General features: G+C 70.6%; 13 protein-coding genes and 2 tRNA genes. 11 read left to right on the top strand and 4 right to left on the bottom strand.

Annotated elements, in window-relative coordinates; genetic code table 11:
* Positions 1-25: 25 nt before the first annotated feature.
* Positions 26-2953, bottom strand: a complete 2928-nt coding sequence (locus CHF16_RS12860; RefSeq protein WP_089326227.1) for a UPF0182 family membrane protein — start codon at positions 2951-2953, stop codon at positions 26-28.
* A 119-nt stretch (positions 2954-3072) separates the two neighbouring features.
* Here CHF16_RS12860 and CHF16_RS12865 point away from each other — a divergent pair, with 119 nt between their 5' ends.
* From CHF16_RS12865 to CHF16_RS12880, 4 genes are all read left to right on the top strand, one after another.
* A complete protein-coding gene (locus tag CHF16_RS12865; RefSeq protein ID WP_179271508.1) occupies positions 3073-3603 on the top strand; it encodes a PPA1309 family protein in 531 nt (176 codons plus the stop codon).
* Positions 3604-3662: 59 nt separating this feature from the next.
* Positions 3663-4106 carry a molybdenum cofactor biosynthesis protein MoaE gene (locus CHF16_RS12870; protein WP_089326228.1) on the top strand — a complete coding sequence of 148 codons (444 nt, stop codon included), beginning with the start codon at positions 3663-3665 and terminating at the stop codon, positions 4104-4106.
* A 27-nt stretch (positions 4107-4133) separates the two neighbouring features.
* A complete protein-coding gene (locus CHF16_RS12875; protein WP_089326229.1) occupies positions 4134-5180 on the top strand; it encodes a YlbL family protein in 1047 nt (348 codons plus the stop codon).
* Between the two features lie 50 nt (positions 5181-5230).
* A tRNA-Met gene (locus CHF16_RS12880) sits at positions 5231-5304 on the top strand.
* Between the two features lie 133 nt (positions 5305-5437).
* Here the strand turns inward: CHF16_RS12880 and CHF16_RS12885 are convergent.
* On the bottom strand, positions 5438-6400 hold the full coding sequence (locus CHF16_RS12885) for a GlxA family transcriptional regulator (protein ID WP_089326230.1): 963 nt from the start codon (positions 6398-6400) through the stop codon (positions 5438-5440).
* A gap of 71 nt (positions 6401-6471) precedes the next feature.
* Between CHF16_RS12885 and CHF16_RS12890 the strand changes: the two genes are divergently transcribed.
* A complete protein-coding gene (locus tag CHF16_RS12890) occupies positions 6472-6786 on the top strand; it encodes a cupin domain-containing protein (RefSeq protein ID WP_089326231.1) in 315 nt (104 codons plus the stop codon).
* Positions 6787-6887: 101 nt separating this feature from the next.
* The gene (locus tag CHF16_RS12895) at positions 6888-8462 is read left to right on the top strand and encodes an acyl-CoA synthetase (RefSeq protein ID WP_089326232.1); all 1575 of its coding nucleotides are present in this window, start codon (positions 6888-6890) and stop codon (positions 8460-8462) included.
* Positions 8463-8468: 6 nt separating this feature from the next.
* On the opposite strand, the gene CHF16_RS12900 is transcribed toward CHF16_RS12895, so the two are convergent.
* Positions 8469-9569, bottom strand: coding sequence for a PucR family transcriptional regulator (locus CHF16_RS12900; protein ID WP_179271509.1), 1101 nt, complete (start codon positions 9567-9569; stop codon positions 8469-8471).
* Positions 9570-9686: 117 nt separating this feature from the next.
* Here CHF16_RS12900 and CHF16_RS12905 point away from each other — a divergent pair, with 117 nt between their 5' ends.
* The 3 genes from CHF16_RS12905 to CHF16_RS12915 all read left to right on the top strand — a co-directional run bounded on the left by CHF16_RS12905 (position 9687) and on the right by CHF16_RS12915 (position 12393).
* Positions 9687-10595 carry a proline dehydrogenase family protein gene (locus tag CHF16_RS12905; RefSeq protein ID WP_089326234.1) on the top strand — a complete coding sequence of 303 codons (909 nt, stop codon included), beginning with the start codon at positions 9687-9689 and terminating at the stop codon, positions 10593-10595.
* A gap of 12 nt (positions 10596-10607) precedes the next feature.
* Complete coding sequence (pruA, locus tag CHF16_RS12910; protein WP_089326235.1) at positions 10608-12239, top strand: L-glutamate gamma-semialdehyde dehydrogenase; 1632 nt, start codon at positions 10608-10610, stop codon at positions 12237-12239.
* An 80-nt stretch (positions 12240-12319) separates the two neighbouring features.
* Positions 12320-12393, top strand: a tRNA-Met gene (locus tag CHF16_RS12915).
* A gap of 157 nt (positions 12394-12550) precedes the next feature.
* On the opposite strand, the gene CHF16_RS12920 is transcribed toward CHF16_RS12915, so the two are convergent.
* Positions 12551-13492, bottom strand: a complete 942-nt coding sequence (locus tag CHF16_RS12920; protein WP_089326236.1) for a DUF5996 family protein — start codon at positions 13490-13492, stop codon at positions 12551-12553.
* Positions 13493-13617: 125 nt separating this feature from the next.
* On the opposite strand from CHF16_RS12920, the gene CHF16_RS12925 reads away from it, so the two are divergent.
* Both CHF16_RS12925 and CHF16_RS12930 read left to right on the top strand, forming a co-directional pair.
* Entirely contained in the window at positions 13618-13989 is a 372-nt protein-coding gene (locus tag CHF16_RS12925) for a DUF3054 domain-containing protein (RefSeq protein ID WP_089326237.1), read from the top strand.
* Positions 13990-14119: 130 nt separating this feature from the next.
* The gene (locus CHF16_RS12930) at positions 14120-15766 is read left to right on the top strand and encodes an AMP-binding protein (protein WP_089326238.1); all 1647 of its coding nucleotides are present in this window, start codon (positions 14120-14122) and stop codon (positions 15764-15766) included.
* Positions 15767-15802 lie beyond the last annotated feature (36 nt).

Below are 15802 nucleotides of genomic sequence, written 5' to 3' on the forward strand. Positions count from 1 at the left end.
CGCTCAGCTCGCCTGGCGGCGCCTTTCAGCTCGCCGGCGGGCTGGCGCTCGGCGACGGCGACCCCGAGGGCGACCCGGACGGCGACGGGGTCGGGCTCGGCGACGCCTTCGGCGGGGCCTTCCCCGCCGCCGCCAGCGCGGCCTGCGCACTCTTGATCCGCTTCCAGGCGTCGCCCATGCCCGGATAGTCGCCCTTCTTCTGGGCGTTCTCGTAGTCGGTCACGGCCTTGTTCAGGTCGGCGATCGCCTTCTGCGCCGCCGCGCTGAGCTGCTGCCCGCCCGGCGATCCCGGCGACTCCGGCGGCGCCCCCGGCTGCGCGGACTCGCCCTCGGCGCCCAGGACCTGCTTCAGCGCGTCCTGCAGCGTGTCCGCCGCGGCGATGTTCTCCCCGTACCGGACCAGGATCTTGCCCATGATCGGGTACGGCTGCTGCTCCGCGCCGCCCGCGGCCTTGGTGTACATCGGCTCGACGTACAGCAGGTCACCGCCGAACGGGATCGTCAGCAGGTTGCCGGCCACGGTCTTCGTGCCGCCCTGCCGCAGCGCGAACAGGTCGCCCTTGACCTTCGAGTCGGTCTCGAACGAGTTCTGCACCTGGCCGGGGCCCTGCGGCTGCGCGTTCCGCGGCATCTGCAGGATCTGGATCTGCCCGTAGTCGCGCCCCGGCGTCGACCCCACCGCCATGAACGCCGCCAGCTGCGGGTTGTTGCGCGGGTTGAAGACCGTCGTCAGCGCGAACGACTCGGTGTCCTGGCCCGGCATCCGCAGGCTCTGGTAGTACGGCGGCTGGCGCTTGCCCCGCACCGTCGGGTCCTGCGGGACCTCCCAGAAGCCCTCGCCGTTGTAGAACGCCGACGGGTCCGTCACGTGGTACTTGGTGAGGACCTTCCGCTGCACCTTGAACAGGTCCTGCGGGTAGCGGAAGTGGGCCTCCAGGTCCGGCGGGATCGACGAGCGCGGCTGGACGGTGTTGTCGAACACCTTCATCCACGTCTTCGTCACGGGGTCGTTCTCGTCCCACTGGTAGAGGTGCACGGTGCCGTCGTAGGCGTCCACCGTGGCCTTCACCGAGTTGCGCATGTAGTTGACGTGGTCGTTCGCCTGCCGCGCCACCGCCGACCGGGTGTCGGTGATGGTGTCGCGGGTCGCCTCCCCGAGGCTCATCTCCTCCGAGTACGGGTAGCTGCTGGACGTCGTGTAGCCGTCCACGATCCACAGGATGCGGCCGTTCACCACCGCCGGGTACGGATCGCCGTCCAGCGTGAGCCACGGCGCCGCCTTCTGCACCATCTGGCGCGGCGTCCGGTCGTAGAGGATCTTGGCGTCCTTGTTGATCGCGCCCGACAGCAGCAGGTTCTTGTCCTGGAACTTCGCCGAGTACAGCAGCTTGTGCAGGAACGAGTCGATGCGGACCCCGCCCTGCCCGGAGTAGGTGCTGCTCTGCTGCCCGGACGGGCTGTTGTCGGGGTAGTTCAGCTCCTGCTGGCCCTTGCCGCCGACCACCGAGTACTCCGGCGAGCGCTCGCCGAAGTAGATCTCCGGCTTGGTCACCTGGATCCGCTGGCTCGGCGACGCCGGCATGTCGCGGGTGATGAACGCCGGCTCGCGGGAGTCGAACCGGTCGCCGTAGGCCGACACGAAGCCGTACCCGTGCGTGTAGACCATGTGGTCCTTCACCCAGCTGCGCTGCCCGGCCGGCGCCCCCGACAGCTCGCGGAGCGCGACGATCGTGTCGACGAGCTTGCCGTCCACCTGGTAGCGGTCCACGTCCAGGGTGTCGGGGAACTGGTAGAACGGGCGGATCCGCTGGAGCTGCTGGAACGTCTCGCCGACCACGTTCGGGTCGAGGACGCGCACGCCGCCGATCTTCTCGGCGTCCTCCTGGAGCTTCTTCTTGTCCGTGACGGGCTGCGTGCCGTACGGGACGACCTTCGCGCCGTCCACGCCGTAGGCGGCGCGGGTGAACTTGATGTTGCGCTCGATGTACTGGCGCTCCTTGGCCAGCTCGTCCGGCTTCACCTGGAACTGCTGGATCAGCAGCGGGTACACCCCGCCCAGCAGGATCGCCGACAGCACCAGCAGCGTGAACCCGACGCCCGGCAGCATCATGCCGCGCCGCAGCAGGTTGCTGAAGAACATCGCCGCGCACAGCAGCGCGATCACGGCGAGGATCGTCTTCGCCGGCAGCAGCGCGTTGACATCGGTGTAGGACGCGCCCGTCGTCACCCCGCGCTCGGAATGCACCAGGCCGTACCGGTCGAACCAGTACGCCACCGCCTTCAGCAGGATGAAGAGCCCGAACAGCACCGACAGGTGCGCGCGCGCCGGCGGGCTCGCCTTGTCGCCCGGCCCCTGCAGCCGCAGCCCCCCGTACAGGTAGTGCACCATCACCGCGGCCAGGATCGACAGGATCACCGTCGCGAAGATCACACCCAGCACGAGCCGCAGGAACGGGTACGTGAAGACGTAGAACGACACGTCCTTGTGGAACTGCGGGTCCTCGATGCCGAACGGCGTCCGGTTGAGGAACGCCAGCCACACCGGCCACTGGCCGGCCACCGACGACCCCGTCAGCACCCCCAGCAGCCCCAGCAGCGACACCGCGATCAGCCGGCGCCGCGGATCGATCACCGAGCGGTACCGCTCCAGGCCCTGCTGCTCCACCGACAGCGGCCGGTACGCCGGACGCAGCCGGTAGGCGACCAGCACGTTGGCGCCCACCACCAGCGCCACCAGCAGCCCCGCGCCGAAGAACAGCACGATCTTCGCCTGCAGCTGCGTCGTGTACACCGTCGAGAAACCGATCGACCGGTACCACAGGAGGTCGGTGTACATCGCCGTGAAGACCATGAACGCGACCAGCAGCGCGGCCAGCGCCACCAGAGCGGGCAGGACGGTCCGCGTCCGCCCGGTACCGAGCCGGCGCCCGAAAGCGGGAGTCCGGAAGGTCAAGTCGGCCCCTCCGATCGAGAAACTCGCTCACCGGCCGCCCGCCGGTGCTGTACATGCAACTTACCGACTGCGGCGAAGGTTCCGGCACTCACCGCCGCCGAAGGGGGAAAGATGGGCCCGTGAGTCTTTTGGAAACAGCCGTGCTGGATCTTGAACGTCATTCGGCGGAGCGGGGCTGGGACAGCGCCCCCAGCCTCTACGCGCTCGTCCGCAGCGCCGAACTCCGCCGCGCCGAGCCCGGCCTCGCCGACCAGCTGCCCGCCGACGCCGACGCCCTCGTCCCCATCGAGCAGGAGGCCCTCCCCGAGGGGAGCAGCGTCGAAGAGGCCCTCGCGGGCATCGTCTGGCCCGACACCGTCGACGGCTGCGCCCTCGTCATCGAACGGGTCGTCCTCCCGTCCGACATCGAGGACGAGATCCCCGACGACGCCGCCGAGGCCGCCGAGTTCGTCGGCAACCACCCGGCGCGCGAAGAGGTCCGCATGGTCATCGGCGTCCTGCGCGACGGCGCCCGCCACGCCGCCGTCCGCATGCGCAGCCACGACAGCGAGGACGCCGTCCTGCGCGGGCCCGACCTCGTCCCCGGCCTCCCCGACGTGCTCGCCGCCACCTTCGACCCCGACGACCCCGGCGCCGCCGGGCGGGAGTAGCGCGCCCCCCGCGCGTCCCCACCCCGGAGAGGGCGGCCACCGGGAGGTAGCCTGCGAACGTGACCCACAGCGTTGAAGCCGGCGACGTCATCCGGCTGGCCGGCGTCCGCGAGACGCCCCTGTCCGTCGACGAGGTCTACCGCGCCGTCGGCGCCCCCGGCGCCGGCGGCATCGCCCTGTTCGCCGGGACGGTCCGCGACCACGACCACGCCCGCGCCGTCAGCGGCCTGTCCTACAGCGCCCACCCCACCGTCGAACGGGAACTGCGGGCCGTCATGGAGAAGGTCGCCGCCGACCACCCCGTCCACGGCCTCGCCGCCGTCCACCGCGTCGGCGACCTGCGCATCGGCGACATAGCGGTCATCGTCGCCGCTTCCAGCGCCCACCGCGCCGAAGCGTTCGACGCCTGCCGCCGCCTCATCGACGACCTCAAGGCCGGCGTCCCCATCTGGAAGCACCAGACCTTCACCGACGGCGGCGACGAATGGGTCGGAGCCTGCTGAGCCCGCCGACCGCATAGAGTTTCCGGCATGTCTCGCCGTGCCGCCACGCTCTCCGTCGCGAGCGTGCTCGTCCTCCTGCTCGCCGTCATCGGCTCCTTCATGCGCGTCCCCTACGTCGCGCTCATGCCGGGACCCACGAGCAACACCCTCGGCACGAACGACAAGGGCCAGCCCCTCATCCGCATCGAAGGCCGCAAGACCTACCCCGCCCAGGGAAACCTCAACTTCACCACCGTCACCTACCGCGGCGGGCCCGGCGGACGCATCGACCTCTTCACCGCCCTGCGCGGCTGGCTCGACGGCGACACCGCCATCGTCCCCGAAGAGACGATCTTCCCCAAGAACGAGTCGCCCAAAGAGGTCGACCAGGAGAACACCCGGGCGATGCAGGACTCCCAGCAGAACGCCGAGGCCGCCGCCCTCCGCGAACTGCGCATCCCCCTCACCACCCGCGTCGTCGTCGACGGCGTCCAGAAAGGCCGCCCCGCCGACGGCGTCCTGCGGCCCGGCGACGAGATCACCCGGCTCGACGGCGCCCAGGTCACCAGCGTCTCCCAGGTCACCGGCGCCATGGCCAAGCACAAGATCGGCGACACCGTCGCGCTCTCCTACCGGCGCGGCGGCACCGAGCAGAAGGCCACCGTCAAGACCGTCGCCGACCCCTCCGGCGAGCGCGCCGTCGTCGGCATCGTCCTCTCCGACCAGTACAAGTTCCCCTTCAAGATCGACATCAGCATCGGCGACATCGGCGGCCCCTCCGCCGGCCTCATGTTCTCCCTCGCCATCTACGACAAACTCACCCCCGGCCCCCTCACCCAGGGCAAGTTCATCGCCGGCACCGGCACCATCACCCCCGAGGGCCGGGTCGGCCCCATCGGCGGCATCCAGCAGAAGATGATCGCCGCCCGCAAGGCCGGCGCCACCGTCTTCCTCACCCCCAAGGACAACTGCGACGACGCCGTCGCCGCCCGCCCCGACGGCCTCCGCCTCATCCGCGCCGACGACCTCCACGGCACCATCCAGGCCATCAACGCCCTCAACACCGGCAACGGCGACATCCCCGCCTGCAAATGACCGCCACCGACCCAACCACTCCCGCACATGCCATAGACTTGAGACATCACCGCGGGGTGGAGCAGTTCGGTAGCTCGCTGGGCTCATAACCCAGAGGTCGCAGGTTCAAATCCTGCCCCCGCTACTGGTCCTAGGGTCCTCCTGGTCGCCGCTTTGCGGCTTTCCCAGGGGACCCTTCGCCTTTTCCGGGGGGGCGACCCCCCGGAGCCCCCCGTTCCTCCACCATCCCCCGCCCGCCCGCCCCTGGGGCTTTGCCCCTAGACCCCCTTTTGGGGGTTCGGGGGTTGGAAATGTCTTCTGTAGGCGCTTGGGGTTGTTGCTCTCGCTCTTCGGAAGCGTCTTCTCAGGTTCGTGGCCGAGGAGAGGCCGGTGCGTTGGGCCACCGTCTCCACGGGGAGGTCCGTCGTCTCCAGTAGGTGCTGGGCTGCGGCTATGCGCTGGGACAGCAGCCACTGGCCTGGGGACGTGCCCAACTGGTCGGTGAAGCGGCGGGCCAGGGTGCGGGGGGAGACGCCTGCTTGCGCTGCCAGAGCTTCCACTGTTAGGGGTTCGCTCAGATTTCTCGTTGCCCACTCCAGTAGCGGGCCTAGGGAACCGTCCACCTGGCGGGGGTGTGGTGGGGCCGCGTACTGGAGTTGGCCGCCCTCGCGGTGCGGGGGCATGACCATGCTCCTTGCCACGTGCGCGGCGTAGGCCGCGCCCTGGTCGGTGCGTAGCAGGTGCAGGCAGAGGTCTATCCCCGCGCCCGCGCCTGCGCTGGTCGCCACGTCGCCGTTGTTCACGTACAGGACGTTCGCGTCTACCTGGATCTTCGGGAACCATGCGGCCAGGTCGTCTGTGCGCGCCCAGTGTGTCGTTGCTCGGCGGCCGTCCAGGAGGCCCGTGTGCGCCAGGGCGAAGGCGCCGGTGCAGATGCTGGCCATGCGGGCTCCGCGTTTGTGTGCTCCGCGGAGTGCTTCGGCCAGGGCGGGGGACGGCTTCTCTCTTACTGGGAGCCAGCCTGGGATTATCACTGTGTCGGCCTCGTCCAGCTTCTCGAGGCCGTTGGGCACCACGAGGTCGTAGCCGGCGCTTGTGGTCATGCGTCCGGGGTGTTCCGCGCACACGTCGAACGTGTAGCGGGGGGCCAGGTCGGGGCGTCTTGTTCCGAAGACGTCTGCGGCGCAGCCCAGTTCGAACGTCGACTGGTTCGGGCGGACCAGCGCCACTACGCGGTGCATGGCAGGAAAGTACCGTAAGACGTCTTTTCTGACACTCGGTCCGAGGCGTGGTTCGCGGCCAGGGTGGTCTTATGACTCCTGGATATGTGTGGGCGTCGGTGCAGGACGCCCCTGTGCGTGAGCTCTTCCCTGGTATTCGGCTGCGGCCCCTGTGGGCCGGTGACACGGCGAAGGCGTTCGTGCTGGAGATGGACCCCGGCAGCCGGTGGGAGGGCGTCGACGTGCACTCGCCCGGGCCCGAGGAGGTCTTCGTCGTGTCCGGCGTCTTCAACGACGGCGAGCGCGACTATCCCGCCGGCTCCTTCATCCACGCGCCCGCGGGATCCAGCCACGTGCCCCAGTCGGCGGAGGGCTGCACGCTCTTCCTGTTCTATCCGGAGGGGTAGGCCCCTTTCGGGCGTCTCTATACCCCCTTTCGGGGGTGGTGGCCGGGTTCTCGGGTGTGGTTTCATGCGGCTCACCTGGGACTTTGGGGGAGGGACGGCCTATGTCCGACTCGGTGGCTCGTGCACGGCAGCACTCGGTGGGTGATCTGCTGCACCGGACCGCGCGGCGGTATCCGGAGAAGCTCGCCGTGGTCAGCGGGGAGCTCCGGGTCACGTACGCGGAGTTCGACGTCGCGGTCAACCGGGCGGCCCACGCGCTGGCGGCGCGGGGGCTCGCCAAGGGGGACCGGATCGCGCTGCTCAGCCACAACTGCTGGCAGTACGCGGTGATCGCCTTCGCGACGGCGAAGCTCGGCGTGGTGCTCGTGCCCGTCAACTTCATGCTCAACGCCGACGAGGTCGCCTACATCGTCGGGCATTCGGGGGCGTCCGGGATCATCGCCGAGGACGCGCTCGCCCCGACGGCGGAGAAGGCGCTCGCGGCCGCCGGGGTCGAGGGCGGCGTGCGGGGGTGGATCGGGCTCTCCGGGGCCCCGGCGGGTGAGGGCTGGGAGGACGTCGACGCCTGGTGGACGGCCGGGCCCGAGACGGCGCCGGACGTCCTCGTCGGGGACGACGACCCGCTGCGGCTCATGTACACGTCCGGGACCGAGTCGCGGCCCAAGGGCGTGATGCTGTCCAGCCGCTCGCTGATCTCCCAGTACGTCAGCTGCGTCGTCGACGGCGAGATGAGCCCGGACGACGTCGAGGTGCACACGCTGCCGATGTACCACTGCGCGCAGCTCGACTGCTTCTTCTCGGTCGACGTCTACCTCGGCGCGACCAGCATCATCCTGCCGTCGCCGGAACCCGGGGCGCTGCTGGAGACGATCGAGCGGGAGAAGGTCACCAAGCTGTTCTGCCCGCCCACCGTGTGGATCTCGCTGCTGCGGCACCCCGACTTCGACCGGCGCGACCTGTCCAGCCTGCGGAAGGGCTACTACGGGGCCTCGCCCATGCCGGTCGAGGTGCTGCGGGAGCTGCTGCGGCGGCTGCCGGACGTGCGGCTGTGGAACTTCTACGGGCAGACCGAGATGGCGCCGCTGGCGACCATCCTGCGGCCCGAGGAGCAGCTCGGCCGGGCCGGGAGCGCGGGGCGGGCCGCGATCAACGTCGAGACCATGGTCGTCGACGACGACGGGAACCCCGTGCCGGCGGGGGAGATCGGCGAGATCGTCCACCGGAGCCCGCATGCGGCCCTCGGGTACTACCGGGACGAGGAGAAGACCGCCGACGCGTTCCGCGGCGGATGGTTCCACTCGGGCGACCTCGGGGTGATGACCGCCGACGGCTACCTGTCCGTCGTCGACCGCAAGAAGGACATGATCAAGACGGGCGGGGAGAACGTCGCCAGCCGCGAGGTCGAGGAGGCCATCTACGAGCTGGACGGCGTCGCGGAGGTCGCCGTCTTCGGCATCAGCCATCCGCACTGGATCGAGGCCGTGACCGCCGTGGTCGTCCCAAAGGCGGGGTCGGGGCTCTCCGCCGAGGACGTCAGCGCTCATGCCCGGGAGCGGCTCGCGCCCTACAAGCGGCCCAAGTACGTCGTGTTCGCCGACGCGCTGCCCAAGAACCCCAGCGGCAAGATCCTCAAGCGGGAACTGCGGCAACGGCACGCCGACCTCGCCGAGGGGTGATCTCTCCTAGGGCGAGGGAGACAGGTGAGGGGCCAGGGTCAGGGCCAGGTGGAGGGTCAGGCGGTCCTGGCCGTCGGTGAGGCTCAGGGCCGTCAGCTCCTCTATGCGGCGCAGGCGGTGGTAGAGGGTCTGGCGGTGGATGTTCAGGGCCTTCGCCGTCTGCTGGACGTTGCCTGCAAGGTCCAGGTAGGTGCGGGCCGTTTCTGCCAAGTCCTTGTCCTGTAGCAGGCGGTTGGTGGCTGCTGTTTGGATCGCCTGGGTCAGGGCCTCGTCGCCCGCGGTGCGGAGTAGGCGCAGGACGCCCAGGGTCGTCCAGTCACGGGTCTCACCAGGGGTGGCGGCGCGCGCTGCCACGCGGGCGCGCAGCCAGCCCTCGTGGACGTCCTCCAGGGTCGCGCAGGGCGCGTAGACGCCGGCCTGGACGGGGGCGTTGCGCTCCTCCAGGAGGCGGCGGGCCCGGTCGACGGTCGAGGGCGTGGGGGTCGATGCCGGGATCACGAGGACGTGGTCGCGCTGCCACACCGTCGTGAGGACGGAGTGGGGGAGTTGCCACGGGTTGAGCGGCTCCGGGCTCGGGGTCCGCAGCACCGCCACGGCGAACGGCGGCTCGGGGGAGGCGGCCTCGGTCAGGCCGTCCGCGGCCTGGGTGCGGGTGTCCGGGTGGGCGGAGAGGAGATCGGCGACCTTCCAGCCGAGGTCGTCGCGCTCGCGGGCCTGGCGGGCCATCAGGAGCGCGGCCCGTTCGCAGAGCGGCATGGCCTTGGCGGCCTGGGCGCTGGTGATGCGCTCCTGGTCGTCCAGGAGCCACAGGTAGCCGTAGGTCACGTTGTGCCAGCGGACGGGCAGGCAGAGCCGGGCGAGCTGGCCCAGGGACGCGTCCGCCGGGATCCGCACCGGGCCCGTCGCGCGGGCGATGCCGTGCCGCTCGAACCGGGCCCGGACGTCCTCGGACGAGCGGCGGCGCAGGATCGAGTCCAGGCGGACCGGGTCGATCGTGTCGCCGTGGGCGGCGTAGGCGACGAGGTGGAAGTCGCGGTCCTCCAGCGTGGCGGGCGCCTGGAGGAGGTCGGCCGCCTGTTCCGCGATCTCCTGGAGGTCCGGAGGCATCAGGCTCCCTTCATACGTTTGTATGAAGAGTAGCTCGCTCGAAAGTGACATTCGGCTATTGGGGGACGGGAGCCGCGCTTCTACCGTTCGAGGTGTTCCTCGACGTTGGAGGCTCCCATGCTCAGCACTGCCCTCCTCGCCGCCGCGCGCAGCGAGCGGATGCGCGGTCTCGTCACGTCCATGCCCCTCACCAGGGGCGTCGTCGACCGGTTCGTCGCCGGGGACGGTCTCGACGACGCGGTCCGGGCGGTGCGGGAGCTGAATGCGGCCGGGCTTTCGGTGACCCTCGACCACCTCGGGGAGGACACCCGGGAGCGCGCGCAGGCCGAGGCCGCGCGGGACGCCTACCTGCGGATGTTCTCCGTCTTCGAGGAGGGCGGGCTCGCCGCGGGCGCCGACGCCTCGGTGAAGCTGTCCGCGCTCGGGCAGGCGCTGCCGGGCGAGCTGGCGCTCGACAACGCGCGGGAGATCTGTGCCGCCGCCGGGCGGATCGGCATGACCGTCACCCTCGACATGGAGGACCACACGACCGTCGACTCCACGCTGGAGGTCCTCGGCAAGCTCCGCGGCGACTTCCCCTGGGTCGGCGTCGCCGTCCAGGCCATGCTGCGGCGCAGCGAAGGCGACCTGCGCGACCTGGTGGACGAGGGCTCCCGGGTCCGGTGGGTCAAGGGCGCCTACGCCGAGCCCGCCTCCGTGGCCTTCCAGGGGCGGCACGAGGTCGACCGCGCCTACGCGCGGGGCCTGCGGCTGCTCATGGACGGCGACGGCTACCCGATGGTCGCCAGCCACGACCCGCGGATGATCGAGATCGCGCAGCTGCTCGCCGCGCGGCGGCAGCCCGGGTCGTACGAGTTCCAGATGCTCTACGGGATCCGGGCCGCCGAGCAGCGGCGGCTCGCCCAAGCCCACCGGATGCGCGTCTACGTCCCCTACGGCGCCGACTGGTACGGCTACTTCATGCGGCGCCTGGCCGAACGTCCGGCCAACCTCGTCTTCTTTCTCCGTTCGTTCATCTCCCGCTAAGGAGGCCCCCTGATGGACGCCGTGACCAACGTGCCGGCACCGGCCAACGAGCCGGTCCGCGGGTATGCGCCGGGCAGCGCCGAACGGGCCCGGCTGGAGGCGCGCCTCGCCGAGCTCACCGCCGAGGCGCCGATCGACCTGCCGATGACGATCGGCGGCGAGCGGAGGCTCGGCGCCGGCCCCAAGGTCGCCGTGGTGCAGCCGCACCGGCACGCGTCCGTGCTCGGCACCTTCGGCACCGCCACGCAGGACGACGCGCGCGACGCCATCGACGCCGCGCTCAAGGCCGCGCCCGCCTGGCGGGACATGGCCTTCGACGACCGCGCCGCCATCTTCCTGCGCGCCGCCGACCTCCTCGCCGGGCCGTGGCGCGAGACGCTCCTCGCCGCGACCATGCTCGGCCAGTCCAAGACCGTCCAGCAGGCGGAGATCGACAGCCCGTGCGAGCTGGTCGACTTCTGGCGGTTCAACGTCCACTTCGCGCGGCGCATCCTCGCCGAGCAGCCGATCAGCGGCGACGGGGTGTGGAACCGGTCCGACCACCGGCCCCTGGAGGGGTTCGTCTACGCGATCACCCCGTTCAACTTCACCGCGATCGCCGCCAACCTGCCGACCGCGCCCGCGCTCATGGGCAACGTCGTCGTGTGGAAGCCGTCGCCGACGCAGACGTACTCGGCCGTCCTGCTCATGCGGCTGCTGGAGGAGGCAGGGCTGCCACCCGGCGTCATCAACCTCGTCACCGGAGACGGGCTCGCCGTGTCCGACGTCGCGCTCCAGCACCCCGACCTGGCCGGAATCCACTTCACCGGATCGACCGCGACGTTCCGGCACCTGTGGAAGACCGTCGGGAACAACATCGAGAAGTTCCGCGGCTACCCGCGGATCGTCGGCGAGACCGGCGGCAAGGACTTCGTCGTCGCCCACCCGTCCGCCGACCCCGCGGTGCTCAAGACCGCGCTCATCCGGGGGGCCTTCGAATACCAGGGGCAGAAGTGCTCCGCCGCGTCGCGGGCCTACATCCCGCGGTCCCTCTGGGACGGGGGATTCAAGGAAGAACTCGCCGCCGAAGTCGACTCCCTCACCATGGGCGACGTCACCGACCTGAGCAATTTCATGAGCGCCGTCATCGACGAACGGGCGTTCGCCAAGAACAAGGCGGCCATCGACCGCGCCCACGCCGACCCCGCCGTCCACGTCCTCGCGGGCGGCACCTACGACGACAGCGTCGGCTACTTCGTCCGCCCCACCGTCCTCGTCTCCGACGACCCCGGCAACGACATCTTCCGCACCGAGTACTTCGGCCCCATCCTCGGCGTCCACGTCTACGAGGACGACCAGTACGACGAGATGCTCGCCCAGATGGAATCCGTCGCCGACTACGCGCTCACCGGCGCCGTCATCGCCAACGACCGCGCCGCCGCCGCCCACACCGCCGACGTACTGCGATACGCCGCCGGCAACTTCTACATCAACGACAAGCCCACCGGCGCCGTCGTCGGACAGCAGCCCTTCGGCGGCGCGCGCGCATCCGGCACCAACGACAAGGCCGGATCCATCTTCAACCTCCTCCGATGGACCTCACCGCGATCCATCAAGGAGACCTTCGTCCCGCCGACCGACCACCGCTACCCGCACATGGGCTGACCCCCTCCACGACAGCCGGACGACGCCCCGCCCATCCCGTTTGCCTAAGCACTGCCCACCCCATACAGTTAACTCATCACCGCGGGGTGGAGCAGTTCGGTAGCTCGCTGGGCTCATAACCCAGAGGTCGCAGGTTCAAATCCTGCCCCCGCTACTGGTCCTAGGGTCCCCTTGGTCGCCGCTTTGCGGCTTCCCCGAGGGGACCCTTCGCCATTTCCCGGGGGGGCGACCCCCCGGACCCCCCGTTCCGCCTCCTCCCCCGCCCGCCCGCCCCTGGGGCTTCGCCCCTAGACCCCCTTGGGGCTTTGCCCCTAGGCCCCCATTTGGTCGTTTAGGCGGGTTGGGGTGTCTTCCAGGGTTTCTCTCGGCCAGTTCGCGTTTTCTGCTGCTGCCTCGTAGGTGGCCTGTAGGAAGGCTGCTGCTGTGGCGTCTGGGTCCTTGGACGTCGCTACCTCTTCGTAAGGGAGGACGTACTCGCCCAGTGCCTGGTCGTAGCGGGCGCCCGCGGGGACCGGGTGGTCGGCGAAGCCCTCCGGTTCCGGGTAGGCGTACGAGTAGAACGCGCCCTCCTCGCCTCCGCCCGGCCAGAAGCCCGCGCTGGAGAGTTCGCCGGAATAGCCCTCCGTCATCACCCAGTCGGGGCAGTTCGGGGCACCGCCGGGGTGGGTCGGGGCCGGGCGGCCGGAGAAGCGGGTGCAGGCCAGGTCCATCGCGCCCCAGAAGAAGTGCACCGGGCTCACCTTGCCGGTGAAGTGGGCGCGGAACGCACCCAGGACGCGGTCGGCTTGAATCAGCTGCCGCCAGAACAGGTTCGCGGCCTCCGGGTCGTAGGACGAGTGCCGGTCGTCCTCGGCGAAGGGGATCGCGGGGTCCACCTCGTTCGGGGTCGCGTTGATCCGGGTTTGGAGGCCCAGGTCGTCCAGCGTGGCCATCAGGTCCCGGTAGAACTCCGCGACCGGGCGGGGCGCCAGGGGGAGTTCGCGGGACTCGCCGTTGCTGCGCCGGACGCGGAGCACGTGGTCCACGAAGTCGAACTCGATGTCGAAGACGCCGTTCCCGTACGGGATCGAGGACGTCGTCAGGCCCCTCGGGCTCACGTACAGGGTGACCTGCCACCAGTGGTTCAGCAGGGGCTCGTGCGCCAGCCGGACCTTCCCGACGATCTGTGCCCACATGTGCAGGGTCGTGCGGGTATCGGGCCAGTCCGCGAGCCGCAGCCTCGGCCAGCTTCCGTCGTCGCCTCGCTCGGGCATCACGCCTCCAAAATGACTGGTCGTCACCGGGTGACCGGGTCGTGGGCTGATACCCCGCCGGTGGTGTGACGATGCACCCGGTGGCCCCGTGTCAGGGCACGGGGTTCCAGCTCTAGCCTGGAGATATGCGCAACTATCTGGCGGGGCTGGCGGACGTCTGCTCCGTGCTCGTCTTCGTGGCGATCGGGCGGGCCTCCCATGAGGAGGCCGCCAGCCTGGCGGGTTTCGCCACGACCGCCTGGCCGTTCCTTGCTGGAGCGGGGGTCGGGTGGGGGCTGACCCGGGCCTGGCGGCGGGCGGACGCGCTGGTGCCCGCCGGGGTCGGCGTCTGGGTGTCGGCCGTCGCCGTCGGCATGCTGCTGCGGGCCGTCTCGGGGCAGGGGACGGCGCTCCCGTTCGTGATCGTCGCCACCCTGTTCCTCGGGGCCGCGCTGCTCGGGTGGCGGCTCGTGGCGCGGGTCGCGGCGGGCCGCCGGACGTCCGCCCCCGCGGGGTGACGCGCTTGTCGGGGACCTCCAAATGACCGCCCGGTCTCTTTGGCCGGGAGAACCGGTTGACGGAGACGCCCCGTCCTGGTGAAGTTACCCGCGAGTCACGTGGGTGGCGGATCAGGGTGAAGGGAAGACGATGGCATCTGCGCTGCGCGAATGGCTGGAGCGGCCGAACACCGGACGCGGCGTGCACCTGGCGGCCGACGACGGCGGCTGGGAGTACCGCGACTACGGTGAGCTGGCGTCCGCCGCGCGGCGCACCGCCGGTGCGCTGATCGAGGAGGGCGTCCGGCCGGGCGATGTCGTCTGCCTGATCCTGCCCACGGACTTCACCTGCATCGAGACCTACTTCGCGGTGTGGGCGGCCGGGGCCACCGTCTGCCTGATCACGCCGCCGCTCTTCCAGGACGGGGACGACTACGTCGCCCACGTCGCGGCCATCCTGCGGCAGGCGTCGCCGGCGCTCGTGATCGCGTCCAAGGAGCTGTCCGAGTACGCCGGCCGCGCCATGGACCAGGCCGGGCTGGGCGGCGAGCCCTGGCAGCCGAGGCAGGGCGTCGAGGCCGACGTCCAGCCCGCCGGGGAGCTGGCGCTGCTGCAGTTCACGTCCGGGTCCAGCGGCGCCCCGCGCGGCGTCATGGTCACCTGGGAGAACCTGGAGGCCAACAGCGACCTCATCGCCCGGATGGCGGGCTACGAGGACGGCGACGTCGTCGCGACGTGGCTGCCGCTCTACCACGACATGGGGCTGATCGGGACGTTCATCACGCCCATCGCGCGGCAGGGGATGCTGCGGCTGATGCGGCCCGACCACTTCATCCGCGACCCCGCACGGTGGATCCGCTGCTTCGCCGAGGCGCAGCACACGGCGGCGCCGCCGTTCGCCTACGCGTACTGCGCGCGGCGGGTCAAGCCGGAGCAGCTGGAGGGCCTCGACCTCTCCGGGTGGAAGATGGCGCTGATCGGCGCCGAGCCGATCGACCCGCACACGCTCGAGGTGTTCGCCCAGCTCGCGGAGCCCTACGGGTTCTCGCGGACGATGTTCAAGCCGGCGTACGGGATGGCCGAGACCACGCTGCTGGTCACCATGGACAACGCGCCCCGCGACCCGCTCGCCGTCCGGCCCGACCCCGAGGCGCTGGCCTTCGGGCAGCCCGTGCGGATCCTGGACCAGCACCGGCTCGGGTCCCAGTCGCTCGGCGCCAAGGCCGGGTGGGTCGTCGGCTGCGGGACGCCCGAGAGCGACGTGCCGGTCTCCATCGTCGACGACGAGGGCCGCGAGCTGGAGGACGGGCTCCTCGGCGAGATCGTCGTCGGGGGCGCCTCGGCCTGCCCCGGGTACTACGCGGGCGCCGAGGCCAAGTCGACGCGGTTCGCCGACGGCAAGGTCTACACCGGGGACGCCGGGTTCTTCCACGAGGGGCAGCTGTTCGTCCTCGGGCGGATGGGCGACAGCATCAAGGTGCGCGGCCGGTCGGTCTACGTCGAGGACCTCGAGTCCAAGATCGCCGAGGTGAGCGGGCTCGGCAAGGGCCGCATCGTGGTCGTCGGCGTGCCGGGCGCCGGGCAGAAGGGGCTCGCGCTGTTCGCCGAGACGCAGAACGAGGACTGGATCCCGGCCGTGCGCGAGACGCTGCGGCGCCGGGTCGGCGACGACGTCGAACTGACGATCGTGGTGGGCACCGGGCTGATCCAGCGCACCTCCAGCGGCAAGCCCCGGCGGCGGTACATGTGGGAGCGGCTGCAGAGCGGGCAGATGGACGGCGCACGGGTCGTCCGCTGATTGCTAAAGCCGGTGATAACACGACAACATGGCGGT

It is taken from the genome of Actinomadura meyerae (assembly GCF_900188445.1).
In the GTDB taxonomy this organism is placed as follows: Bacteria; Actinomycetota; Actinomycetes; order Streptosporangiales; family Streptosporangiaceae; genus Spirillospora; species Spirillospora meyerae.